The organism is Hymenobacter jeollabukensis, assembly GCF_005771675.1.
Taxonomy (GTDB): Bacteria; Bacteroidota; Bacteroidia; order Cytophagales; family Hymenobacteraceae; genus Solirubrum; species Solirubrum jeollabukense.
Genome location: NZ_VAJM01000008.1, coordinates 1 through 23,338 on the forward strand (window position 1 = coordinate 1; position 23,338 = coordinate 23,338).

Genomic DNA, 23,338 nt, shown 5'->3' on the forward strand with positions numbered 1-23,338 from the left:
GACTCCTGACTCCTGACTCCTGACTCCTGACTCCTGACTCCTGACTCCTGACTCCTGACTCCTGACTCCTGACTCCTGACTCCTCAGAAGCTCAAGGCCACGCTGCTCGTCACGTTGGCGTAGCGGGCGGTGGGACGGCCCGCGTCGGTCCGGAAGGGCTGCTGCCGGCTGCGCAGAGCCCGGCCTTCCACGCGCACCAGCACGTGGGCCGTGGGTGCGTAGTCGAGGTTGAGCGAGGCGCCGCCGAGGTTGAAATCCTCGTCGGCCGGGGCGGGGGAGATGCTGCGGATGAGGACGCCGCGCCGGGCCCGGTAGTACTCGTAGCGGGCGGCGGCGGCCCATTTGTCGCTGAGCTGGTAGCGCAGCAGGGCCGCGCCGGTGTGCCAGGTATCGGCGCCGCGCTGGCCAGCCGGACGCTGCTGGGCGCCCACGTCGAACACGGCGGCCAGGCTGAGCTTATCGGTGGCGGCGTAGCTCAGGTAAAAGTCGTGGAAGAAGCGGCGGCGGCGGGCCGAGTCCTGGGGCTGCTCGTTGCCGTAGAAGGTGCTGCTGTTAACCAGCAGCTTGGCCGTGGGCTTCCATTGTAGCTGGGTGCCCAGGGCCTTGGCGCGGTTGGGGTCACGCAGGTTCTGCCAGCCGTTGAGCACCAGCCCGGTCACCGTCAGCTTGGGCGAGGCTTCGTAGCTGAGGCGGGCGCCGGCCTCGTAGTAGGGCGAGTTTTCGGCCATGATGGAGCGCGTCAGCGTCCAGTTGTCCTTGCTCAGCGCCGATTCGAAACCGATGTGCGAGGGGAAAATGCCCACGTCGAGCCAGGCCTGGGCGAAGGGCCGGAAGCCCGCGTAGGCTTCGTAGACGGGGCGCAGGGCGGCGGGCTCATTGGCGTAGTTGGCCTCCACGTAGGTGCCCGCGTGCAGGCCCAGGGCCCCGCGCACCCGCCCGTCGTCGTAGCGGGCGCCGAGCACGGCGTTGTTGAGGGCAAACTCGTTGGCGCGGTTGTGGGCGTAGAGGAAGACCGGGCGCGTCTGGCTGCGGCCGGTGAAGTCGTAGCCGTAGTAGCCGTCGACGAAGCCGTAGACGGTGAGCGGGCGCGGGGCGGCGGAATCGGCGGGCGTCTGGGCGGCGGCCGGGGCGGCCAGTGTGGTCGTCAGGGCGACAAGCAGCAGTGCTTTCATCGAAGAAAAAGGCAGCGCGGAAAACCAGCCCGGTCAGGCGCTGCGGTTGGTGTCGATTCGGGATGCCAAACCACGGACCGAAGGTGAGTGAGGAGTGGGCTTTGGTGTCAATAGGTTGTTATTCAGAAAGTAGTGTTCGATGCGTGGCCGCCTCAGGCTTCGCAGGCTACCAAAATGAAAGAGCCGCTTTGCCAATACGGCAAAGCGGCCCGGGGCGCTGTCGCAGGTAAAACGAGCGGCGCAACACCGCTAATTCAGCGCCTACAGCACCAGCTTGTAGCCGATACCGCGCACGTTCACAATCTGCACCTGCGGGTCGTCCTTGAGGTAGCGGCGCAGGCGGGTGATGAACACGTCGAGGCTGCGGCCGTTGAAGAAGTTGTCGTCGCCCCACAGCTCGCGCAGCACGGTGGTGCGCTCCAGCACCTGGTTGCGCTGGTCGTAGAGGCGCTTGAGCAGCTCGGCTTCGCGGTGGGTGAGGGGCGCTTCCTGGCCCTGCCGGTGCAGGCGCTGCTTGGGGTGGTCGAACTGGTACTGGCCCAGCGTGAGCACGCCCGTCGGGGCCGGCGCGGCGGCCGGCTGCCCCAGCCGCGCCCGGATGCGCACAATCAGCTCGTCCATGCTGAAGGGCTTCTTCAGGTAGTCGGAGCCGCCCAGCTCGAAGCCGCGCACCACGTCGGCGGGCTGCGAGCGGGCCGTGAGGAAGATGATGGGCACCCCGGGATTCTCGCGCCGGATGATTTCGGCCAGCGAAAACCCGTCGAGCCGGGGCATCATCACGTCGGCCACCACGATGTCGGGGCACTCGGCGCGGAACAGCTCCAGGCCTTCCTGCCCATCGGCCGCGTAGCGCACCGCGAAGCCGCGCACCTCCAGGCTGTCTTTCACAATCATGCCCAGGGCGGGCTCGTCTTCGATGAGGAGGATGGAAGGCATGCGTAAGAGAGGGTAAAGGAGGAAAACTCCCCTCCTTAATTTATAAGGAGGGGACGCTTTGGCTTTAGCCAAAGCTGGGGTGGTTGCGTCGTTGCTGATGTTGAACAGGTTGTTCGCATTCTAGCTCGCAGAGGGCGCGGAGAGTTTTGCGGAGGGCGCAGGACTTGTTCGCACACGATGATACTATCTGGCGTCGGCAACGACTGAACCACCCCAGCCGCGCCTTCGGCACGGCGTCCCCTCCTTCAAAAAGGAGGGGAGCTTTCGTTCTGACCACCTCACACCGGCAGCCACAACGAAAACTCGCTGCCGCGGTTCGGCTCGCTGCGCACGGCGATGTGGCCACCGTGGCGCTCCACCACCTGGCGCACGTAGTAGAGGCCCAGGCCGAAGCCCTTGACGGGGTGCAGATTGCCGGTGGGCACCCGGAAAAACCGGTCGAAGATGGCGTCCTGGTAGCTTTTGGGGATGCCGATGCCGTCGTCCCGCACGGTGAGGCGCCAGCCGGTTTCGTCGCGGCGGCCGCGCAGGCTGATGGTCACCTGCTCGCGGGAGTACTTAATGGCGTTGTCGATGAGGTTGTTGATGACGTTGCCGAGGTGCAGCGCGTCGAGCGGCACCACGTCGGCGGGCTCGATGTCGACCTGGAACTGCACCGGCTTGGGGGCCTTCAGCTGCTGGCGCTGCACCAGCTCCTGCACCAGCGCGGCGGGGTGTACGGGTTCGAGGTGAAGCTCCAGCGCCTGCCGCTCTTCCACGGCAATGTTGAGAACTTTCTCCACCAGGTCCGACAGCCGCTGCAGCTCCTGGCGCGAAATGCTCAGATAAGTCTGGGCCTTCTGCGGGTCGTTGAGCGCGCCGAAGTGCTGCATGGCCTCCACGGCGGCCGACACCGTGGCCAGCGGCGTTTTCAGCTCGTGGGTCATGTTGTTGATGAAGTCGTTTTTCACGTCGGCCAGCTTTTTCTGGCGCAGAATCGTGTTCAGCATCAGGGCGAAGCAGCCGGTGGTGAGGCCCAGCAGCAGCACCGAGCCGGCCAGCAGCCCGCCCATGCGCCGCAGCAGGTAGAACGTGGGGGGGCGCAGCCCGGCCTGCACCTGCCAGCCGCCACCCACGTTCAGCGCGCCCAGCGGCACCGGCCTGGTGCGCAGCGAGTGAGTGGCCGGCACGTCGAGCACCGGCCCCCGGCCCGCAGTGGGGCGCAGCAGGTTCACGGTGTCGAGCACGAAATCGGCCTCGGTGTCGCGGCGGCGCAGTTCGACGCGGTAGTCGCGGGCCATCTGGCGCAGGTTTACTTCGGGCGGCGTGCCGGCGGCCGCAGCCCGAAGTAAACCTAGGGGCCGGGCGCCGGCCGCCGAGTCCCGGTGATGGTTGCGCACGATGAGGCGCTCCAGGCGCGGCACAGGCGCGGCCGTATCGGCCGCGCCGGACAGCACGATGACGCGGTTGGCGCCAGCCTTGGGGGAGCCGGCGCGCACCGACACGCCGGCGTCGTTGATGCGGAGCTGAAACTGCGTCAGGCCAGCGCGGGCAAACTGCCGCTGCAACTGCGCCGCCTGCTGCCGGAATACCACGGCCTGCAGGGCCTCGGTGGTGGTGCGCTCAAACTGGGTGCGGCTGAGCTGGTAGGTGGTGTAGAGCCAGTAGGCCTGGAAGCCGTTGATGCCCAGGATGCAGGCCGCCAGAAGCCAGAAGATGGTGCGGATGCGGCGTTTCATGGGCGGAGTAGGAGGGAAGTGCTCAGCGAAAATACGACCCCGACCGGCCCCGGGCGGCGGCGTTAACACTCTTTAACACAAGATAACAGTGCTTTACACGCCGTTGTCGGTGCTTTGTGAGCGTCAAACCAATGCAACCACTGCCCGCCATGAAAGCCCTGCTGACCATCCTCTTCCTCGTCCTGCTGCTCGTCACCGGCCTGAGCGCGTTCCAGCACCTGCACGCCCAGGCGGCCGGCCGCATCAGCTACGAAGCCACCCGCCGCATCGACCCTAGCCAGCTGCGCGTGGTCATCAACGGCCAGGAGCTGCGCCCCGGCTCCCCCGACTTCCCCGCCGACATTCCCGACGTGCGCACCTTCGCCCAGACGCTGAGCTTCGCCGGCGACTACGCCAAGGAAACCCAGGAAGGCGGCGGCATGATGATTCGCACCACCGTCGACGGGCCCGGCGGCCCGGGTGGCCCCGGCGGTGGCCGCGCCCCGCAGACCACCAACCTCGGCCGCCCCTTCGAGGAAACCACCTACCTCAACCTCAAGGACCGCACCGCCGCCACCGTGCTGGCCGTGAAGAAGGACGACAAAACCACCGAGTACCGCGCCGACGCGCCCATAGCCAAAACCGAAGGCTGGCAGCTGACCGAGCAAACCAGGAAAATTGCCGGCTACACCTGCCGTAAGGCCACGGTGCCCTTCCGCAAGGAAACCTACACCGTGTGGGTCACCACCGAGCTGCCCTTCACCTACTCGCCCATCCGCGAGCTGACCCCCGACAAAGGCGTGGTGCTGGCCGTGGAAGGCGCCAACGAGCAGTTCCGGGCCAGCAAAGTCGACCTGAAAGCCGCCGTGGCCGAAGCCGAGGTGCGCCCCGGCGCCCAGGCCCAAAAGGTGTCGCCGGAGGAGCTGAAGGACCTGCGCGACAAAGCCCGCGCCGACTTCCGCCAGCGCGCCATGGAAAGCTTCGGCGGCCGCAATTAAGCTCAGTTGGGCTCTGCGGAAGGCGGCAATGCTTTTTGAACGGTCATGCTGAGCGCAGTCGAAGCATCTCTACAGATAGAATTTCTACCTGATGAAGCGGTAGAGATGCTTCGCGGAGCTCAGCATGACGCTGCTTTCCGATTCACAGGCCCCAAGGGCGCCAGATCTTCCCGCGCCCAACCCATCAAGCACAACCCCTGACGCAATCCTCCCCACGCCATCGTCAGGCTCCCCCTCTCCCTTTGGAGAGGGGGCCGGGGGGTGAGGCTCCTATGCGCTACGTTCTACTTCTTCTGCTCTTCAGCCTGGGCGCGGCTATGGCCCGGGCCCAACAGCCCACCGCCCCGCGCCCGGCCGCTGCCGCCGGCCAGATTCACGGCGCCGTGGCCGATTCGGCCAGCGGCAAGGTGCTGCGCGAGGCCTCGGTGTCCCTGCTCACGGCCCGCGACTCGTCGTACCTGAGCTTCACCATTACCGACGGCGACGGACGCTTCACCCTGCGCGGCGTGGCCCCGGGGCGCTACTTTCTGCTGCTGACTTTCCTGGGCTACCGCAGCCGCCTGGTGCCGCTGCAGCTCACGGCCGCCGCACCTTCGGCCGCGCTGGGCACGCTGCGCCTGCGGGCTACCACGCACACCCTGGGCGAAGTGGTGGTGGAGCAGGAGCGCGCCCCGGTGTCGGTGCAGGGCGACACGGTGGCCTTCAACGCCCGCGCTTTCAAAACCCAGCCCAACGCCGTGGTGGAGCAGCTGCTCAAGAAGCTGCCCGGGGTGCAGGTCGACCGCGACGGTACCATCCGGGCGCAGGGCCAGACGGTGAACCGCGTGCTGGTCGACGGCAAGCCCTTCTTCGGCGACGACCCCAAGGTGGCCACCCGCAACCTGCCCGCTGGCATCATAGACCAGGTGCAGCTGTACAACCAGCAAAGCGACCAGGCGCAGTTCAGCGGCATCGACGACGGGCAGCAGCAGAAAACCATCAACCTGGTAACCAAGCGCGACAAGCGCAAAGGCTGGTTTGGGACCGAAGGCCTGGGCCTGGGCACCGATGGCCGCTACCGCGCCCAGCTGGGCCTGAACCGCTTCAACAACGGCCGGCAGATTTCGGCGCTTGGGCAGGCCAACAACGTCAACCAGCTCGGCTTCAGCGACAGCGGCGCGCCCGCCGCCGGTGACCTGAGCAGCGGACCCGGCGCCAATGCGGGCGGCGGCCTGCCCGGCGGCTTCGGCGGGGTGGGCGGCCCCGGCAGCGGTGGCGGACCGATGATAGTGCAGGGCGGCGGGCGCGGCGGCAGCAGCGCGGGCGGCACCAACAACCAGCCCAGCAGCATCACCGAAAGCCTGACCGGCGGGCTGAACTACCGCGACGCCTGGGGCAAGCGCACCGAAGTGGCCACCAGCTACCTGGCCGCCCGTAGCACCGTGCGCACCGAGCAGGTCAGCCGCCGCGAAAACGCCACCGGCCGCAGCGCCGGCGACGAAGCCGCGCCGCCCCTGGTGACCGATCAATCGACCGCGGCCCATAACCGTACGCTGAGCCAGCGCCTGAACCTGCGCCTCGACTACAAGCTCGACTCGCTGACCTCGCTGCGATTCACGCCCGCGCTCTGGTGGCAAAGCACCGAGCAGTGGCGCAACGTCAGCCAGCAAACGGCCCGGGGCGCGCAGCCGCTCAACCAGAGCCTGAGCCGCTACGAGGCCGCGGCCGCCAGCGCCTGGGGCAACGGCAACCTGCTGCTGATGCGCAAGTTTGCCAAGGCCGGCCGCACGCTCTCGGCCAACCTGAGCGCGGTGCTCAACAACCAGGACGGCACCGCCTTCAACCGCGCCGACAACACCTTCTTCAACCCCGACGGCTCGGCCCGCCGCAGCCGCCTCGACCAGCGCATTGCCCAAGACTACCCCGCCCGCACCCAAAGCCTGAGCCTGGCCTACGTGGAGCCGCTGAGCCTGCAGCAGAAGCTGGAAATGCACTACAACGCCTCGGATTCGCGCAGCCAGGCCCGCCGCGACGCCACCGACTACAACGACGCCACCGGCGCCTACGACCTGCTGAACCCGGTGTTGAGCAACCGTTTTCGCAGCCAGTTCCGGACCCACCGCGCCGGCCTGACCTGGCAGACGCGCCGCCTGCGCTACGGCTACGCCCTTGGTATCGACGCGCAGCAGTCCCGCCTCGGTGTCGATAACCAAAGCCGCGACACCGCCCTCACGCGTCGCTACCAGACGTTGCTGCCCAACGCCATGTTCAGCTGGAATGGCAGCCGCGGCCGCACCCTGCGCCTGAACTACCGCACCCGCCTGCAGGCACCCTCGGCCACCCAGCTGCAGCCCGTGACCGACAACGCTAACCCGCTGTTCGTGCGCCGCGGCAATCCGTTGCTGCGCCCCGAGTACCTGCACTCGCTCACGGCCACCTACCAGCAGTTCAACGCTGTGAACAACCGCAGCCTCTTCGGCCTGCTCAGCGCCACCCAGGTGCAGGACCGCATCGTGTCCTCGACGGCCTTCGATGCCCAGGGCGTGCAGACCACGCGGCCCGTCAACGCCGACGGCTACCGCACGCTGAACGGCTTTCTGTCGCTGGGGCAGCGCCTGGGCTGGCACAAGCTGAACGTGAACCTGAGCACCAACGGCAACTACACCCAGGGCCGCAGCCTGGTAAATGAGCAGTGGAACCAGGCCCGCAACTGGAGCCTGGGCCAGGGCCTGAGCGTGAATACGGCCTTCAACGACCAGCTGGAGTTCGGCCTCGACCTGAACGTGACCTACCTCGACGCGCGCTATTCCCTGCTGCCCCAGCAAAATACCGCCTACTGGACCCAGACGCTGGAAGCCGACGTGTTCTACCAGCTGCCCGGCCGCTTCACCCTCAGCTCCGACCTCTGGCTGACGCGCTACGCCGGCCGCTCGGCGGGCTTCAACCAGGGCGTGGCCCTCTGGAACGTGGCCCTGGCCCGGCAGCTGTTCAAAAACAAGCAAGGCGAGCTGAAACTGCAGGCCTACGACTTGCTTCGGCAAAACCGCAGCGTGGTGCGCAACGTGACCGATACCTACCTGGAAGACGTGCGCAGCCGGGTGCTTACCCGCTACTTTATGCTCAGCTTTAGCTACAACGTGCGCAGCTTCGGCAAGTAAGCCGCCACACGCAGCACGGCCCCGCCCGACACAACGCCGGGGCGGGGCCGTGGTCATTCAGCGGGGCCGAAACTGCCGGCTCAGATCCAGTGTCGGGTGGCGGGGTAGTGGGGCGGCGGGGACGATGGCGCAGGCTCCGTCGGGCAGCCCAGGGCCAGGTGCTGCAGCAGCACGGCCACGTTGGAGGCGTGGGCCAGGGCTTCGGCGGCCTGGGTGCGGGGCAGGTGGCTGTAGAGGGTGGCGCCGAGCAGTAGCTGCCAACGCTCGTACACAGCCAGCAGGTGCGCAGGCACCTGCAGCCTGGGGAACGGGCGGCCCAGGTAGCAGGTGCCGCTGAGCACGCCTTGCCAGAACCGGTATTCCGCCGCCGTCAGCGGGTGGCGGGCCGTGATAAACAGCGGGGCCAGCAGCGCATCGGTGCCGAGCTGGTGGTGGAAGTCGCGGACGAAGGCCGGCAGGTGCGCGGCGGCTTCGGCCGGGGAAGCCTTGGGGGCAGGAGCGGAAAGGAACATACCTGAATCAGGAACGAAGTCCGGCAAACAGCGGCAGGCAAGGACGGTGCCCGTAGCGGTGGCGGGGCGCCGGTGGCCACGGCCCGAAAAACCGCGGCAGAATCAGGGCCCAGCGCCCGGGCCGGCAGTTCCGGCCGGCAGCAGGGGAGCTGGGTAAGAGCAGCGCCAACGTGTGTGCAGCGCCGTGGCCTGGCTTCAGGTGGAGTAAGCCATTCAGTTCTAATATACGGCTCAGTGGGCCGCTAAGTCAAATATTTCGCCCTCAGATAGTTCGTAGCGGATCAGCCCGTCGGTTTTGCCCAGTAAAAGGTCCGCCCGCGCCCGTTGCCGTAGTTGGTGGCCTTCTGGCCCTGCCGGAACACGTAGGCTGCCGGGGGGCTTTGGCCGGTGAGCAGCAGCGGCAGAAAAGACAGCAGCTTAGGCATGGGAGGCCGGCGGGCCGGGTGGTGTGTCCGGCCCGCCGACTCCACTACACGCTGCCCGGCGCTACCGGCCGCTCAGCAGCCGGGCTACCTGCGCCTGCAGGTCGGCCAGCGAGCCGTCGTTGCGCAGCACCGCGTCGTAGTGCGCGTAGTCGTCGAGGGCGGTTTCGGAGGGGTGGTTGTCGTCGCGGGTGCCGTCGCCGCGCTGGTGCAGCGGGTCGCCCTCCACGCGCCAGATCAGCCCGCCGCGGGCGCGCAGCGTGTCGGCTTCGTCGGGGAAGCGCAAGTCGGCCACGATGACGGGGTGGTCGGTGGGCAGGTTGGCCAGCAGCGCCTCAATCCACACCGGCGCGCGCCAGGCGCGCAGGGCCGCGCCCACCTGCTGCAGCAGCTCGCCGCGCGTCAGGTCGTAGGTCGGAATCCGCTCGGCCTTGCCCGGCTGGGTGTAGTAGGGCGCCGTCGACTCGCCCGCCAGCACCGCGCACACGCCCTTGATGGCGTCGCCGAAGGAGCGGATCTGCCACTCGCGGCCGGGCTCCAGCTGCTGCACGAGGTGGGCGATGGTGTCTTTGCCGCTGCCGCGGCGGCCGGCCAGGCCAATCAGGTGAATCATGGGGCGCAGGTTTTGGACTGATTTTTCGGCAAACAAAGCGGCAAAGTTGCGGCTTTCAGACAAACCGCCCCGCGCCCGGCCGCGGGCGCCGCGCCGCGCCCCCAACAACCCGGCCGCTCCCGCCGTAGTACATTGCGCTACGCTATGTCCGACACCACCCCGCCTGCTCCCTGGCGCCGCCCCGATCTGCTGCGCCTTTCCTACGACGACTACCGCGCCCTGCCCGCCATTGCCAACTCGGACCTCTCGCGGCTGCGCGACGCGCTGAATGGCCGGCCGCGGCGCGAATCCAGCGCCTCCTCAGCCCTGAGCTTCGGCACGGCCTTCCACACGGCTTTGCTCGAACCCGAGCAGTACGTGCCCAGCTACCCGGCCGTCAACGATACCTTGGTGTGGTGGCTGGTGGAAGGCGTGCGCATGCGCGACGACCTGCGCGAAATGCTCGACCACGGCGTGGCCGAGCCCAGCTGCCTCTTCACCGAGCCCACCACCGGTACCATGTGCAAGCTGCGCGCCGACCTGGTCGTCGACGTGCCCGGGCAGCCCTACACCATCATCGATTTCAAAACCACCCTGGCGCGCGACTACGAGCATTTCGTGGCCCAGTGCTCGGGCTACGACTACGACCGGCAGGCCGCCTTTTACCTCGACGCGCTGCACGCCGACCGGTTTTTGCTGGTGGGCGTGCAGAAGCAGCCCCCGCACCACCTGTTCGTCTACGAAGTGCCGCCGCACATGCTGGCGGAAGGCCGGGCCAAGTACCTGCGCCTGCTGCGCCTGCTCGACCCCTCGAAGCTGCCCGGCTACCTCGACCCGGTCGTGCGCGACGTGGTGCTCGACCTGGGCCACACCCCGCCCGAGCAGGAGGATGACACCCCGGCACCGGCCGCTGAGTAAACGCGGGTTTTTTCGCTTTTTCCTGCGTATTTGCCCCGGCACACTCACCATTTCACAATCTCACCATCTCACCGCCATGCTGAAGCGAGATTTTCTGAAGAACAGCCTGCTGGCCGTGGTCGGCGCCGTTATCAGCCCGGCCGTGCTGGCCGCCGCCCACGAGGAAAAGCTGCTGCGCGAAGCCCGCGCCATGCCCATGGCCGACGGCCCCTTCACCCTGCCGCCGCTGCCCTACGCCTTCAATGCCCTGGAGCCGCACATCGACGCGCGGACGATGGAAATCCACCACGACGCCCACCACAAAACCTACGTCTCGAAGCTGAACGAGGCCGTGGCGGGCAAGCCGGAGGAAAAGATGAGCCTGGCCCAGCTGCTGGCCTCCGCCAGCAAGCAGCCCGACGCCATCCGCAACAACGCCGGCGGCCATTGGAACCACTCCTTCTTCTGGCAGCTGCTGGCCCAGAAGGGCGGCGGGCAGCCCTCGGGCACCCTGGCCGCGGCCATTACCAAGGACTTTGGCTCGTTCGATAAGTTCAAGGAGGAATTCGCCAAAGCCGCCACCGGCCGCTTCGGCTCGGGCTGGGCCTGGCTGATTCACGACGCCAAGGCCGGCAAGCTGGCCATTACCAGCACCCCCAACCAGGACAACCCGCTGATGGACGTGGCCGGCATGCAGCGCGGCACCCCGCTCATCGGCCTCGACGTGTGGGAGCACGCCTACTACCTCAAGTACCAGAACAAGCGCCCCGACTACGTGGCCGCCTTCTGGAACGTGGTGAACTGGTCGGAAGCCGGCAAGCGCTACGACGCGGCCCTGAAAGGCTAAGCCGCCCGCGCACCCCCTGTTTCGGTCGTTCCGATGACCGAAACAGGGGGTGCAATGACCAAAACGGCGAAAGCGACGACCGGAATACTGATCGGAATGACCGTTTCGGCGGTAACAATGACTGAAATGGTCATTCCGAAGACCAAAACAGCGGTAGTAATGACCAAAATGGTCGTTGCTACCGCTGTTTTGGTCTTTGCCAGCGCTGAATTGGCGCTTTCCAGCTAGTGCTTCACCTTCACGAACAGCCATAAGCCCAGCAGCGACACGGCCAGCACGCCGGCGGCGGCCAGCATGGTAATGGCGTCGCGGATGTTTTTGCCCAGGCTGCCCACGGCGTGGTACTTGTGCAGAAAGGCGAAGCTCAGCCCCTCGTAGCGGTCCAGGTTGTCGACGCGGGCGGCCAAGCGGCCGGTGGCGGGCTCTACGTAGAGCGTGGTTTGGCTCGGGGTGCGCAGGACCACTTTCACCACCGGCAGGCGCTTGTTGATGAAGCCGTACTCGCCCTCGAAGTGGTCGACCAGCGCGGTTTGCTCAATGGCGGGCGTGGCGGCATAGGGGCCGGCGGCCTGCTGGAAAAAGCGCGTGGCCAGGAAGCGGGCGTGCCGCTCGGCGCCCTCGAGCAGCAATTGGCCGGTGCTGGCGCGGTAGTAGCTGATGGGCGCGGCGCTCACGACTTCCACGGGCTGGCCGGTGCTGGCGCCGGTGGGTTTGCCGTTTGTGTGGTCGGCGTCCTCAGCGGGCAGCTGAAATACCTGGTAGTACAGCTCGCCGTCGAATTCGGCCAGGGCCACGTTCTGCACCCGCGCCCAATCAAGCGGCAGCTGGGTGAGGTCGACGGCGAGGCGGTCGGCGGCCAGGATGGGGGCGTGCTGGTAGCGCAGCCGCTCGTCGGGGTGCAGCTTCAGGTACACGTGAAAGGCCCCGCTGCTGGCGAAGGTGAGCGTGACCAGGGCCACGGCCAAACCCACGGCGCGGTGGTATTTCCGTAGCCAGCCGACTTTATCCGCCGCGTTGCGCGGCCGGCGGAAGCGGCCCCACATGAAGCCGTAAATCACCAGCCCGCTCACCGCCGAGCCGATGATGATGGTCAACAGCGCGAGCATCAGCAGCACGCGCACGGTGTTGCTGCCGCTGAGCCATTCCACCCAGCTCCAACTGTGCAGCGCGTCGAACGAGCGGATGAAGGCGGCGCGGGTCGCGTTGTTGAACGTGGCCAGCCGGGCGGGCATGGTCTCCACGTACACCGTCAGCCCATCGGGCCGCTCGAAAGTAACTTTCCACACCGGCAGCAGGCGGTTCACGAACTTGTACTCGGCGTCGAATCGGGTCAGCCGCTCGGCGCGGCGGATGCCGGTCGTGGAATCCTGGGCGAAGTAGCGGGCCAGCTGCTCGGCGTACTGGCGGTCGGCGTCGGCGGGCAGGGCGGCGCCGCTGGTGGCGTTGAAGTAGCGCGGCCGGGCCGTGGGGCCATCAATGAGTAGCTGGTAGGCCGGCTGGCCCCGCCAGCGCACCAGGCGCACGTTGCGCAGCTGCGTCAGGTTGTGTTGCCGCAGCACCTGCGTCAGCGGCAGGGCCGGGCGAGGGGCCGGCAGCGGGGGCAGGGCCTCGCGGGCAATCTTGGGCCGCAGCCAGTTGCTCATCAGTGGGTGCAGCAGCCCGCTGAGCGTCCAGCAGATAACGGGCAGCACCGTGATAAGGCCGATGACGCGGTGCCAGCGGTACATGTGGCGCTGCACGGATTGGCGAATAGTGCCGCGCCGCGCTGGCGCGGTTTGATCGAGGGTTTGCATAGAGGTTGGAAGGCCGAAGCGGCAGGTAGACAAAGCTTATTGCTCCAGGCCGTCATGTAGAGCAAAGTCGAGACATCTCGCTGGATAGTATTCTGCTCGTTGAGGTTACTATCCGGCGTCAGCACGCAAGATTCCTCGACAAGCTCGGAATGACGTTCGGGATACCCGGCCGCTATTTCTTACCGATGAAATTGTACTGCACGCCCGCCGATACCGTGCGCGGGGCGCCGGGCGTGTAGGTGGTGCGGTCGGTGCGGGCGTTGCCGCGGGTGGCGGCGTTGGCGTACAGCTCGTCGGTCAGGTTTAGCACGTTCACGAAGACTTCCACCGTTTCGCGCCAGCTGTAGCCGGCGCGGGCGTTGAGCAAACTCACGCCGCGGGCCCCGAACAGGGTCCGGTCGTCGTAGCGCACGCGCTCCACCTGGTCCTGGTACCAGGGGCCGATGCGCTGGTACTCCACCGCCGCGCGCAGGCCCGGCAGCCAGCGGGGCTTGTAGGTCAGCTCGGCGTTGGCCACCCAGCGCGGGGCCTGGGGCATGTCCTTGCCGTTCACGTTCTGCACCGCGTCGCTGGCGTTGGTGCTGAGCACGAACCGCTCGAAGCGGTGCGCCGCGTTGGTGCCGCCGACGCGGAAAAACAGCTCCGCGGTGGGCTTCCAGGTCAGGCCGTACTCCACGCCCCTGTGTCGGGTTTTGCCCGCGCTCTGGTAGTCGGTGGAACCATCGGGCTGGCGGATGCTCAGCAACTCGTTGCGCCCGTCGAGCTGGTACAGGGCCACGTCGACGTACACCTTGCCCGCCATCAACGAGGCCCAGCCGCCGACCTCGTGGTTGCTGAAGCGGGCGGGCGTCAGGTTGTAGTAGAAATCGGCCGGCACGCTCACGCCGCCGGTCGTCACGCCGGTGCCGGGGCGCTTGCGGAAGATGGAGGTGAGGCCCGGCGGCGCGAAGCCCCGCGAGTAGTTGGCGTACAGCCCACGGCCGTGGCCCAGGTCGTAGGTCAGCCCGATTTTGGGCGTAGCCTGCTGGTAGGCCTTTGTGCCCCGCGACTGATCCAGCCGGTTCTGGTAGTCAAACGACATCCGATCAAAGCGCCCGCCCAGCGTCACTTGCAGGCGGCGCAGCGGGTGCACATCGAGCTGGGTGTACACGGCCGAGCTGACGAGGTCGGTGGCGTAGTCGGCAATGGGTAAATCGGGCCGGTCGGCGGTGATGGTGTAGCGCTCCACCGACTTGCCGCCGGGCCGCAGCTGGGCCGCTAGGTCGATCTGGTGGGCGTCGTAGCGGGTGGGGGAGTAGTCGAGGCTGGCGCCGGCCAGCAGGCGCGAGTCCAGCCACTGCCAGCGCAGGCTGTGCTGGGCCAGCAGCCCGTAGCTGCGGAAGCGGCTCACGTTCACCTCCCCGCGGGCCTTATTGGGGTCGTTGGTGGCCGAAGCGGTGGGGTTCCAGCGGATGCCATAGCTCGGATTCTGGCCCAGCGCGTTGTCGCGGAAGTAGCTGGTGAGCGAAGTCGACTGCCGCTCCGACCACTGTTGCTCAGCCGTGAGGCGGGCGCGCAGGGCGTAGGCCTTGCGGTAGGTGAAGTCGGAGGTGCTGGAATACTCGCGCCGGTAGTAGGCCACGCTGTCCACCGCGCTGCTGGTCTGCGAGTCGTAGTCATTCACCGAGCCGGCCGCCGTCAGCCGCAGCTGCTGGCTCAGCGCGTACTCCACCCGGGCGTTCAAGGAGGCCTTGTTGTAGTCCGACGACGCCAGCCAACTGTTGCGCTGCCGGGCCACGTAGCCGCTCACGAAGGCCCCGAGCTTCGCGGTAATCATGCCCCCGCCCGCAGCCTGCGCGCGGCGGTAGCCGTACTGGTCGCCCTGCACACCGATGCTGGCGGTGGGCACGCTGGTGGGCCGCTTGGTCAGCACGTTGAGGGCCCCGCCCACAGCCTCCGGCCCGTAGAGCGAGGAAGCCGGGCCCTTCACCACTTCGATGGAGTTGATGGCCAGCGGGTTGGTTTCGAGCAGAGCGTTGTGGTTGAACACGCCCATGGGCCGCAGCGGAATGCCGTCTTCCAGGTACAGGAAATAGGCCGCCGTGCCGAAGGGCTGCCGAATGCCCATGGCGTGCTGCTCGTTGCCGTAGTTGAGCATCACCACGCCCGGCACTTTGTTGACCAGCTCCACCAGCAGGGTGGGCTTGGTGTCCTGAATGACGGTCGGCGTGATTTTGCTGATGGCCACCGGCGCGTCGGTGCGCAGCTGGGCCTCGCGCGAGGCCGTCACCACCACCGTCTGCAAGTCCTGCACGGCCGGCACTAGGGCCACGCGCAGCGGCCCCGGGCCCACGGCCACGGTCTGCGGCTGGTAGCCCACGGCCGTTACCACCAGCTCCGTAGCCGTGGTGGCGAGGTTGAATTGCCCGCTGGCATCGGTGGCGGTGCCGGTAGCCCCGTCCGGGGTACGCACCGTGGCCCCGACGAGCGGCTCCTTGGTCGTTGCGTCGAAAATGCGGCCCTGGCAGGCGCGCTGCTGCGCCCGGGCCGCCGGGCCCCCGACGAGGGCCACGAACAGCATTGGTAGTGCTTGTTTCACTGCGTGATAAGCTGATTGGGGCAGGCCAACGCCGGCGCCGGACGCCACGAACGGCGCCGCGCCGGACCACGCTGGTCCGCCGAATTCCGGGAAAAAACGGGAAGCAATCAGCCCTCCGCGGGCGGGTAATCGGGGCCAGGCCGGGCCCAGGCGTAGGCGGCTACGCGCAGGGTGGCGTAGCGCGGCGGGGCCGCGGCAAACCAGGCCGGCGCGGCCGGCAGCAGCGCGGCCGGGGCCGGGCAGGCCAGCACGATGTCTTGGAAGGCCTGCTTGTGGCTGCCCGGCTGCTCTTTGGCCTCGCGGGCGTCGGCGGCTTTCAGCTGCTTGCGCAGGTGGCACTTGCCGTTGCAGTGCATTTGGGGCTTGTCGCGGTTGATGCAGAGCACCCGCGCCACGTAGTCGCGCTGCAGCCACCAGCTGGCCACAATGCCCAGGCGCCCGGCGCAGTGCACCGAGAGCGAGCAGAGAAGCAGGATGGCAATGGCCTGGCGCATGCGCGGGGGAAGTCAGGACGACGGAACTGGCCGTCTGTTCGAGTCGGCCCCGGCAACGGGTTGCTGCCGGGCTCGATTGAAGCCGCAAAGGAACAACCCGCGGGCCCAAGCGCCAAACCCGGCCCAGGGTAGCCGAACTGCTAGGCCGGAAAATGCGTAACGATATATCCCATGCGCACACAGGAAATCGGTGGCCCCGGAAAAATTATTTGTCTTGATTTTTTGGTGGCGTAATAATCGGTTCCTATTTTAGCCTTCGAAACGCTCCCAAGGCACCCTCATGCGTCAGTTCGCCAACAGCCTCAATAACCAGAATCGGAACAATAATCTGTTCCGAGATGGAAGGCTATTGGTCTGATTGGCAGACTCCTAATCAACTGTTGATTTTGTAAGCCTTCCGTTTTTCGGAAGGCTTTTTTTTCGCCCCTACGCGCGCATTTCCGGGTTCGTGACACCGAAAAAACAACGGGTTTTTTCGGCCGGGCACAGTCTTGCCAATACTTGGCAAAATCCTAAACGAAAAACACTTTCTCATACCTCCAAAACGCACGTTAATTATGGAAACGGCCTCCGCCCAAACCCTGAGCCCCGCTGAGCTGCTCAAAACCGAAGAAGCCATCAGCTTCGTGAAGGATACCTTCGCCAAGGAGCTGGCCCGGCAGCTGCAGCTCACCAAAGTGTCCTCGCCCATTGCCGTGCTCGACGGCACCGGCATCAACGACGACTTGAACGGCATTGAGCGCCCCGTCTCGTTTCCCATCAAGGCCCTCGACGAGCAAAAGGCCGTGGTGGTACACTCCCTGGCTAAGTGGAAGCGCCTGCGCCTCACGCAGCTGGGCATCCCGGCCGGCCGCGGCATCCTTACCGACATGCGCGCCCTGCGCCCCGACGAGGACTATTCGCCCATTCACTCGATCTACGTGGACCAGTGGGACTGGGAAAAGCACATCCTGCCCGAGCAGCGCACCATCCCGTTCCTGCGGGAGACGGTGGCCAAAATCTACGAGGCGCTGCGCACCACCGAACTGCGCGTGGCCGAGGAGTACGCGGACATTACGCCCATTCTGCCCGAGCAAATCACCTTCATCCACGCCGAGGAGCTGCTGCGGCGCTACCCGGAGCTGACGGTGAAGCAGCGCGAAACGGAAGCCGCCCGGGAGTACGGTGCGGTGTTTATCATCGGCATCGGCGGCGAGCTAAGCCACGGCGAAATCCACGACGGCCGCGCCCCCGACTACGACGACTGGAGCACCGAAACCGAAGCCGGCCGCCGCGGGCTCAACGGTGACATCCTACTCTGGCACCCCGGCCTGCAGTCGGCCTTCGAGGTGTCGAGCATGGGCATCCGCGTCGACAAAGCGGCCCTGCTGAAGCAGCTGGCGGTGCGCGGCTGCCCCGAGCGCGCCGAGCTGGCCTTCCACAAGCTGCTGCTCGAAGGCGGGCTGACCGAAAGCATCGGCGGCGGCATCGGCCAGTCGCGCGTGACTATGTTTATGCTGCGCAAAACCCACATTGGCGAAGTGCAGGTGAGCATCTGGCCGGAAGCCGTGCGCGCCGAGCTGGCGGGCACGGGCGTGGAGCTGCTGTAGGCGTGGCTGAGGCAAGTACGGTTTGACCCAAGAACGGGCCGGTTCCTACAGCGGGAGCCGGCCCATTCGTTTTTGGGCCTCGCATAAGCATGTGAGCCGGGAATAAATGCGCCTCAACTACGCCGATATTGCCGCCTAAAACCAACGCTTTAGCCTTATGCGCATTCTCGTCATCGGCGACAGTATTACCCGCGGCACTCAGGGCGTCGGCTACGTGCCACGACTGGCGCGGCGGCACCCGCGGTGGCAGCTGGAAAACGCGGGCGTCAACGGCGAGCCGCTGCAAAGCATTGGCCGGCGGCTGCTCCGGCGCCTGGCAGCCGCACCCACCGCCTACGACGCGGTAGTGTGCGAAGCCGGCTACAACGACCTGCTGTTGCCCACGTTTGCCGAACGGGGTTTCTGGTTTCGGCAGGCGCTGGCGCAGATGCATCGGCAGGGCCACGAGCCGCTGGCCGATGCCACCGCCTTCGAGCAAGCCTACGCGCAGCTGCTGACCGAGGCAAGGGCTCTGAGTCCGGTGCCCATCGTGCTGACCACGCTGGGCTGCCTGGGCGAAAACCTAACCGCTGGACTCAACGCCCCGCGACGCGCCTACAACGCGGCCATCCGGCGGGTAGCGACCCTGCACGGCTGCCCGCTGGCCGATGCCGAAGCCGCCTTTGATGCTGCGTTGCTTCCTTCGCCCCCGGCAGCCGAATTCCAAAGCAGCTTCGTGGGCCTGGCCTTCGCCGATAAAATCTGGTGTGCCCTGGGCCGCGCCGATGCATTGAGCCGACAGCGCGGGCTGCACCTGACCATCGACGGCGGGCACCTGAACAGCCGCGGCGCCGAGCTGTTTGCGCAGGCCGTGGAGGCGCCGCTGCTGGCCCTGGCAGCTCATCGGCAGCTGGCCTGAGCACCCCGGGCCTAAAAACAATGGCCGGCCACTGTTGCAGCGGCCGGCCATCGGGGTCTTATACAAGGTGAGCTTACTTGCCCTGCGGAAACTCCGTAAACGAGCTGAAGTCGACCAACTTGCCGCTCTTGTCGAGGGTTTTTAGCTCTTCCTTCAGGTTGTGCTCGTTGCTCTTGGTGGTGTATTCCGTGTCGAGCTTGGTCAGGTCGGGCTTGCCGGCGTTGACCCAGGCGGTGTACCAGAAGTTGGCCGTGGCCTGGGCGGCGGTGCGCAGCTGGCGCTCCACCATGCGGTTCAGCTTCTGGTGGACGGCGGCCGTGTAGGCCTGGGTGCGGTACGAGCTGTTGAAGATGTTTTTGCGCGGCTGCCCGTTGCTGGCCTCGATGACCTGGTCGGCGGGGGTGGCGGCGGCCAGCTGCTTTTCCACGGCCAGCAGCGTGTCGGCGGCGGCGTGGGCCTGCAGCACGATGCGCCAGATTTCGGCCGTCGGGTCCTCGATGAACTTGGGCTCGGCCAGCTTGAAGTTGTAGGTCTTGCCGAACTGCTCGACCATCTGCGACTCGTAGAAGGCGTGCACGCCCTTCTGGCCGGTTTTCTGCCCGTCGTGGTTGGCCGAGGTGTGCAGGGGCTGGGTGGCGTCGCCGAGGTAGTGGCCCAGGTCGGCCGCTACGAAGAGGATTTCGTCCTTGTGCTGCTTTTTCATGGCCGCCGTCAGCTTCACCATCATGTCCTGCACGTACCAGGGCAGGCGGCCTTCCTTGTCGAGCTGAGCCGCGTCGTACTTGGCGTAGGCATCGGCGGCGGCGTGAGGAATGGCGTTGAGGTCGTCACCGTAGTTTTCCAGGTCCACGTAGTGGCGCGGGCCCTCGGCCCGGTCGCTGAGCACGTATTTGCGCGAATCGGGAATGACGGCTTCCGTGACCACAAAGTCGATGTGGTTGTAGAAGAACGTGCGCATGGGCGCGGGCAGAGCCAGCACGGCGGCGCGGTTTACGCGCTGGTGGCCCCAGTTGCCCCAGGCCATCAGCAGCGAGGGAACGGCGACTAACACGGCAGCAGCCAGCACGGCGCGGCGACGAATGGAAAACATGGCGAAGCGTGGGAGTTTAAGGGAGGTCAAGGCAGCAAAGGTCAGCGGTTTGGCGGCCTTGTGCAAAAACTCGCTCAAAGAAAAAGCAGGACAGTCGTCGGCCACCCCAAAACGACGAGCCCGCCGTGGCAGGACCACGGCAGGCTCGGGCAGGGCAGCGGCGCCGCGGGGGCGTCCGGGGCAGGCGCTTAGCGGCGCTTGCGCAGGCGGTTCAGGGCGTAGGTAGCGCCGCCGGCCAGCAGCAGCGAGGCGCCGCCGTCGAGGGGCACGGCCGTGGGTTCGGGGGCGCCGGGCGTGGGGCCGCCCGAGCCCGGGTCCTGGGCGTGCAGGGGCGTGAGCGAGCAAGCCAGCAGCAGGGCGGCCACGGCCAGGGCGGCGCGCAGGGTGTTCAGCAAAGCAGTCATGAAAGCAACGGAAGGGGGCGGCGCCGCGCCTGAGTAGTCGACGCGGCGCCGCGTGGTGGTTGGATTAGAAATGAAACGGAGCGGTTATTCGACGACCAGGCGCTTGGTGATGGTGCCGGCGGGCAGGGCCACCCGCACCGAGTACACGCCCTTGGCCAGGCCGGCCAGCGGCAGCGCCACGGCCGTGCCACGGCCGGTGGCCGGTACCTGCTGCGTGCGCACCTGTTGGCCCAGCGCGTTCAGCACGCTCACCGTCACTGGCTGCTGCGTGGCGGGCAGGCCCAGGTACACCGTGCCGTGGGCCGGGTTCGGGTACACCGATACCGTGGCGGCCAGTTGGGCCTGGCCGGCCGAAGTCACGCGGCTCTGGGCAAACTCCACTGAGAAGCGGCCTGGGGCCTCGCCCGCGGCAATGGTGCAGCTGTAGCTAGGCTGTTGTTGCAGGTCGATGGTGGCGCCGGTCAGCGCGTCGCGCAGGGTGGCCGTCCAGCCCGTGGGCAGGTTGAGGAGCTGCCCGGCCTGCAGGGTGTAGGTGGCCGTCTGAGCCACGCGCACCAGCAGCGGCACCGTCACCGGGGCCGTACTCAGGGCCGGCAGGCCGCTGATCGACAGCGCCGTGGTGCCGGCCAGGGCCCCGAGCTGCACCACGTTGCCGTTGCCGAGGCGGTAGGCGTCGTACTGCGCGTCGAAGCCGGCAGTAGCGCCCTGCTCGAAGTACACGGCCGTTTCATCCGATGCCGAGCCGGCGACGTTGGCCAGCGTCAGGCGCAGCAGCGGGCGCGTTTCGGCGGTGGTGCGCTGCAGGGCCGGGTTCTGGTAAGTGGTCAGGCGGGCGGCGTTGGTGAAGGCAATGGAACCGGGCGTACCTGGTACCGAGGTGCGCACGAAGAAAGCCTGGCCCATGGGCAGGATGTTGGAGCCGCCGTTGGCCGGCACCCCGTTGACGTAGCTGGCGTAGGAGCCCGCGTACTGCCCGCTCGAGCGGAACACGTACACCGCGTTGTCGAGGCCCGTGCGGGTGAGCTGGGTGAAGTTGATGGGCGCGGGGTAGGGGTTACCGAGCAGGTGCCAGCCGGCCTGGCTGCCCGCGCCGCGGGTCAGGTTGATGCGGTTGTAGGTGCCGTTGCCCAGCGTGCCCACGAAGTCCATGATCTGCCGCCCCATCATGTTCACGGTGAAGCCGAAGGTCGGGAACATGGCATTGGTGACCGGCGACACCCAGCCCCGGTCGAAATCCGCCACGGCCGAGCCGCTGGTTACGCGCGTCTCGTCGAAGCTGAACACGTTCGGGAAGGGCGTCACCGAGCCGGGGTTGGGGGCGGTATTGTAAGCCGGGTTGGTGACGGGGCTGAAGCCGCCCGCGCCGATGGCCATGTCGGCCAGGGTGGTATTGGTCACCGGGGCCGCCAGGTGGCGGTAGCCCATCTGCGGGTTGGTCGTCGGGCCGATGAAGCGCTCCACGGTCACGTTGCCGCTGACCGCGGCCGTGCCGTTGTTCACCACCATGGCCGTTTCCGAGCCGTCGATGCGCGAGTGCAGCGTCAGGTTGCCGTTGGAGGTCAGGTTGCCGTTGAGCGTGAGCAGCTGGTCGAGGGCCAGCGGCTGGTTGAGCACCGCGCCCGCCGCGCCGATGGTGGCGCGGTAGATGCTGGCGCTGCCCGTGCCGCTGAAGCTCTGGGACGCCGCGCCGTTGGTTTGCAGGGTACCCGCGCCCAGCAGCAGGCCGTTGTTGGTTAGGTTGCCCCCCAGCGTGAACACGCCGCCCGCGGCCACCGTCAGGTTGGCGCCGCTGGCAATGGTGAGGTTGTTCACCGCCGCCGCCGTGCTGAGCACCGGCATGCGCGGCACCCCGCTCGGAATGGTCACGTCGTCGGCGGCCGTGGGCACGGCGCTGGCGCTCCAGTTGGCCGGGTCGGTGTACACGGTGCTCACCGCGCCGGTCCACTGGTTGCTGGCCAGCACCACCACCGTCAGGTCAAACTGCTGCGAGGCTACCGGGCTGCCGTTGTCGACGGCCTGGAAGCTGATGACGTGGCTGCCCAGGTTGCAGGCGGCCCCGGTCACGCTCAGGCTTAGTGTGGGGTTGGACGTGCCGTTGTTGCTCACCGTGGTATTGCACAGGCCGCCGGTATTAGTCGACACGGTTACCGACTGGCCCACTTCCGGGCCGAGGAACTGTAGGCTCAGGTTACGGGTCTGGCCCAACGTCAACGTGATGGTGTTGCCCGAGGGCATCCCCGTTACGCTGGGTGGCACGTTGTTGCTGCTGGTGCCCACCTTAAAGGAAAAGCACTGGTTGTCGAGCCAGTCGACGCCGCTCGGGTCCTGGTTGTTGGGGTGGGAGGAGCCGGTCATGTTGAAGCGGCCGACCTGGATGAAGTTCACCCCGTTGCCCTTGTTAACGCCTACCGTGGCTGGCACCCCGCCGAAGCCGTTCACGCCGCCGTCGGCGCCGCCGGTGGTCCACTGCATGTCGCCGTAGGCAAAGAACACATCATCGCCGGTGAAGCCCGGGGCGGTGTTGGCCCTGATAGTGAGCTGGAAAGTATTCTTCTTGTCGGCTTGGCGCGAGAAATAAGCTACGCGGTTCCAGGTTACCACCAAGCGGTCGGAAAAGCGCTTGAACCAGATGTTGCCGCTGGGGTAGGGCGTGGCCAGGGTGTCGGCCAGTTCGACGTCTACATCGGCCCAGAACGGGGCAATCATCGGTACCGCAATGGGCAGGCCGGTGGCCGTGAAGGTGGTGAAGCCCTGGCCGAAGGTGATGTTGCCGTTGCTGTTGATGTATACCTCATTGTACACGTTGCCGTACAGCGAGAAGTTGAAGCCCAACGGAATCGGGCCCCGGTAGCTGTCGTCGGCGAAACCGCCCTGGCGCGAAAAGTGCTGCCAGCCGCCGGCCGCTGTGGTATCGAGCGGCACGAAGCACGTTGGGAGCTGTTGCGCCCCCGCAGCGGCACTGCCTTGGTTGCCAGACGTGATGGAGCGGGCTACTATGGGCAGCGCAGCTTGTTGCACGCGTTGTAGCTTTCTGGCCGCATAGCCAGGGTCGGTCAGTGCGGGCGACCAGCTGCCTCCAGCAGGTTGCTGCGCTAAGGCATTGCGACTAGGACCGAGCAGCGCCAGCGCCGCTACCAGCAGCGCCGATAACCGGGTAAAAAGTGTTGTCATAGTAGGGAACGTGCTGAAATGAGACTGATAACACGAATGTATTGGCATATTCCATACTGATAATACTTTATCACCTTATTATGTGATAATAGTTGAGAGAAATAGAAATAA

The 23,338-nt window shown here is 66.7% G+C and carries 19 protein-coding genes; 7 read left to right on the forward strand and 12 right to left on the reverse strand.

What is annotated here, in order from left to right; translation table 11 throughout:
- Positions 1-83: 83 nt before the first annotated feature.
- The 3 genes from FDY95_RS15395 to FDY95_RS15405 form a co-directional block, all read right to left on the reverse strand.
- A complete protein-coding gene (locus FDY95_RS15395) occupies positions 84-1,172 on the reverse strand; it encodes a porin (RefSeq protein WP_138079046.1) in 1,089 nt (362 codons plus the stop codon).
- 261 nt (positions 1,173-1,433) lie between these two features.
- Positions 1,434-2,108 carry a response regulator transcription factor gene (locus FDY95_RS15400; protein WP_138079048.1) on the reverse strand — a complete coding sequence of 225 codons (675 nt, stop codon included), beginning with the start codon at positions 2,106-2,108 and terminating at the stop codon, positions 1,434-1,436.
- A 278-nt stretch (positions 2,109-2,386) separates the two neighbouring features.
- Positions 2,387-3,826: a sensor histidine kinase gene (locus FDY95_RS15405; RefSeq protein ID WP_138079049.1), complete on the reverse strand. Its 1,440-nt coding sequence runs from the start codon at positions 3,824-3,826 to the stop codon at positions 2,387-2,389.
- Between the two features lie 149 nt (positions 3,827-3,975).
- On the opposite strand from FDY95_RS15405, the gene FDY95_RS15410 reads away from it, so the two are divergent.
- A complete protein-coding gene (locus tag FDY95_RS15410) occupies positions 3,976-4,803 on the forward strand; it encodes a GLPGLI family protein (protein WP_138079051.1) in 828 nt (275 codons plus the stop codon).
- A gap of 272 nt (positions 4,804-5,075) precedes the next feature.
- Positions 5,076-7,940, forward strand: coding sequence for an outer membrane beta-barrel protein (locus FDY95_RS15415; protein WP_246074049.1), 2,865 nt, complete (start codon positions 5,076-5,078; stop codon positions 7,938-7,940).
- An 80-nt stretch (positions 7,941-8,020) separates the two neighbouring features.
- Here FDY95_RS15415 and FDY95_RS15420 read toward each other — a convergent pair whose 3' ends face one another.
- From FDY95_RS15420 to FDY95_RS15425, 3 genes are all read right to left on the reverse strand, one after another.
- Positions 8,021-8,452: a globin family protein gene (locus tag FDY95_RS15420; RefSeq protein ID WP_138079052.1), complete on the reverse strand. Its 432-nt coding sequence runs from the start codon at positions 8,450-8,452 to the stop codon at positions 8,021-8,023.
- A gap of 281 nt (positions 8,453-8,733) precedes the next feature.
- Positions 8,734-8,877 (reverse strand): hypothetical protein, encoded by a 144-nt coding sequence (locus FDY95_RS26360; RefSeq protein ID WP_171025701.1) that lies wholly within the window; start codon positions 8,875-8,877, stop codon positions 8,734-8,736.
- Positions 8,878-8,938: 61 nt separating this feature from the next.
- Positions 8,939-9,487: a nucleoside/nucleotide kinase family protein gene (locus FDY95_RS15425; RefSeq protein ID WP_138079054.1), complete on the reverse strand. Its 549-nt coding sequence runs from the start codon at positions 9,485-9,487 to the stop codon at positions 8,939-8,941.
- Between the two features lie 144 nt (positions 9,488-9,631).
- Between FDY95_RS15425 and FDY95_RS15430 the strand changes: the two genes are divergently transcribed.
- From FDY95_RS15430 to FDY95_RS15440, 3 genes are all read left to right on the forward strand, one after another.
- Positions 9,632-10,384, forward strand: coding sequence for a PD-(D/E)XK nuclease-like domain-containing protein (locus FDY95_RS15430; protein WP_138079056.1), 753 nt, complete (start codon positions 9,632-9,634; stop codon positions 10,382-10,384).
- A gap of 76 nt (positions 10,385-10,460) precedes the next feature.
- The gene (locus tag FDY95_RS15435) at positions 10,461-11,210 is read left to right on the forward strand and encodes a superoxide dismutase (RefSeq protein WP_138079058.1); all 750 of its coding nucleotides are present in this window, start codon (positions 10,461-10,463) and stop codon (positions 11,208-11,210) included.
- A gap of 33 nt (positions 11,211-11,243) precedes the next feature.
- The gene (locus FDY95_RS15440; RefSeq protein ID WP_138079059.1) at positions 11,244-11,438 is read left to right on the forward strand and encodes a hypothetical protein; all 195 of its coding nucleotides are present in this window, start codon (positions 11,244-11,246) and stop codon (positions 11,436-11,438) included.
- On the opposite strand, the gene FDY95_RS15445 is transcribed toward FDY95_RS15440, so the two are convergent.
- The 3 genes from FDY95_RS15445 to FDY95_RS15455 all read right to left on the reverse strand — a co-directional run bounded on the left by FDY95_RS15445 (position 11,435) and on the right by FDY95_RS15455 (position 16,075).
- A complete protein-coding gene (locus tag FDY95_RS15445; RefSeq protein ID WP_138079061.1) occupies positions 11,435-13,003 on the reverse strand; it encodes a PepSY-associated TM helix domain-containing protein in 1,569 nt (522 codons plus the stop codon). The genes FDY95_RS15440 and FDY95_RS15445 overlap by 4 nt on opposite strands.
- 172 nt (positions 13,004-13,175) lie before the next feature.
- Positions 13,176-15,581, reverse strand: coding sequence for a TonB-dependent receptor (locus FDY95_RS15450; RefSeq protein ID WP_317129494.1), 2,406 nt, complete (start codon positions 15,579-15,581; stop codon positions 13,176-13,178).
- A gap of 107 nt (positions 15,582-15,688) precedes the next feature.
- Positions 15,689-16,075: a hypothetical protein gene (locus FDY95_RS15455; RefSeq protein WP_138079063.1), complete on the reverse strand. Its 387-nt coding sequence runs from the start codon at positions 16,073-16,075 to the stop codon at positions 15,689-15,691.
- 557 nt (positions 16,076-16,632) lie between these two features.
- Between FDY95_RS15455 and asnA the strand changes: the two genes are divergently transcribed.
- Together asnA and FDY95_RS15465 are read left to right on the forward strand one after the other, a co-directional pair.
- A complete protein-coding gene (gene asnA, locus FDY95_RS15460) occupies positions 16,633-17,664 on the forward strand; it encodes an aspartate--ammonia ligase (RefSeq protein ID WP_171025702.1) in 1,032 nt (343 codons plus the stop codon).
- Between the two features lie 157 nt (positions 17,665-17,821).
- A complete protein-coding gene (locus tag FDY95_RS15465) occupies positions 17,822-18,562 on the forward strand; it encodes an SGNH/GDSL hydrolase family protein (RefSeq protein WP_138079065.1) in 741 nt (246 codons plus the stop codon).
- A gap of 73 nt (positions 18,563-18,635) precedes the next feature.
- Here FDY95_RS15465 and FDY95_RS15470 read toward each other — a convergent pair whose 3' ends face one another.
- The 3 genes from FDY95_RS15470 to FDY95_RS15480 form a co-directional block, all read right to left on the reverse strand.
- Positions 18,636-19,652, reverse strand: coding sequence for a zinc dependent phospholipase C family protein (locus FDY95_RS15470; RefSeq protein ID WP_138079067.1), 1,017 nt, complete (start codon positions 19,650-19,652; stop codon positions 18,636-18,638).
- Positions 19,653-19,840: 188 nt separating this feature from the next.
- Positions 19,841-20,056 (reverse strand): PID-CTERM protein-sorting domain-containing protein, encoded by a 216-nt coding sequence (locus tag FDY95_RS15475; RefSeq protein WP_246074050.1) that lies wholly within the window; start codon positions 20,054-20,056, stop codon positions 19,841-19,843.
- An 84-nt stretch (positions 20,057-20,140) separates the two neighbouring features.
- Positions 20,141-22,978 (reverse strand): nidogen-like domain-containing protein, encoded by a 2,838-nt coding sequence (locus FDY95_RS15480; RefSeq protein ID WP_171025703.1) that lies wholly within the window; start codon positions 22,976-22,978, stop codon positions 20,141-20,143.
- Positions 22,979-23,338 lie beyond the last annotated feature (360 nt).

Coding starts and splice junctions, on each gene's coding strand:
- FDY95_RS15395 (WP_138079046.1), bottom strand. CDS start 1,172: ATGAAAGCACTGCTGCTTGTCGCCCTGACGACCACACTGGCCGCCCCG.
- FDY95_RS15400 (WP_138079048.1), bottom strand. CDS start 2,108: ATGCCTTCCATCCTCCTCATCGAAGACGAGCCCGCCCTGGGCATGATT.
- FDY95_RS15405 (WP_138079049.1), bottom strand. CDS start 3,826: ATGAAACGCCGCATCCGCACCATCTTCTGGCTTCTGGCGGCCTGCATC.
- FDY95_RS15410 (WP_138079051.1), top strand. CDS start 3,976: ATGAAAGCCCTGCTGACCATCCTCTTCCTCGTCCTGCTGCTCGTCACC.
- FDY95_RS15415 (WP_246074049.1), top strand. CDS start 5,076: ATGCGCTACGTTCTACTTCTTCTGCTCTTCAGCCTGGGCGCGGCTATG.
- FDY95_RS15420 (WP_138079052.1), bottom strand. CDS start 8,452: ATGTTCCTTTCCGCTCCTGCCCCCAAGGCTTCCCCGGCCGAAGCCGCC.
- FDY95_RS26360 (WP_171025701.1), bottom strand. CDS start 8,877: ATGCCTAAGCTGCTGTCTTTTCTGCCGCTGCTGCTCACCGGCCAAAGC.
- FDY95_RS15425 (WP_138079054.1), bottom strand. CDS start 9,487: ATGATTCACCTGATTGGCCTGGCCGGCCGCCGCGGCAGCGGCAAAGAC.
- FDY95_RS15430 (WP_138079056.1), top strand. CDS start 9,632: ATGTCCGACACCACCCCGCCTGCTCCCTGGCGCCGCCCCGATCTGCTG.
- FDY95_RS15435 (WP_138079058.1), top strand. CDS start 10,461: ATGCTGAAGCGAGATTTTCTGAAGAACAGCCTGCTGGCCGTGGTCGGC.
- FDY95_RS15440 (WP_138079059.1), top strand. CDS start 11,244: ATGACCGAAACAGGGGGTGCAATGACCAAAACGGCGAAAGCGACGACC.
- FDY95_RS15445 (WP_138079061.1), bottom strand. CDS start 13,003: ATGCAAACCCTCGATCAAACCGCGCCAGCGCGGCGCGGCACTATTCGC.
- FDY95_RS15455 (WP_138079063.1), bottom strand. CDS start 16,075: ATGCGCCAGGCCATTGCCATCCTGCTTCTCTGCTCGCTCTCGGTGCAC.
- asnA (WP_171025702.1), top strand. CDS start 16,633: ATGGAAACGGCCTCCGCCCAAACCCTGAGCCCCGCTGAGCTGCTCAAA.
- FDY95_RS15465 (WP_138079065.1), top strand. CDS start 17,822: ATGCGCATTCTCGTCATCGGCGACAGTATTACCCGCGGCACTCAGGGC.
- FDY95_RS15470 (WP_138079067.1), bottom strand. CDS start 19,652: ATGTTTTCCATTCGTCGCCGCGCCGTGCTGGCTGCTGCCGTGTTAGTC.
- FDY95_RS15475 (WP_246074050.1), bottom strand. CDS start 20,056: ATGACTGCTTTGCTGAACACCCTGCGCGCCGCCCTGGCCGTGGCCGCC.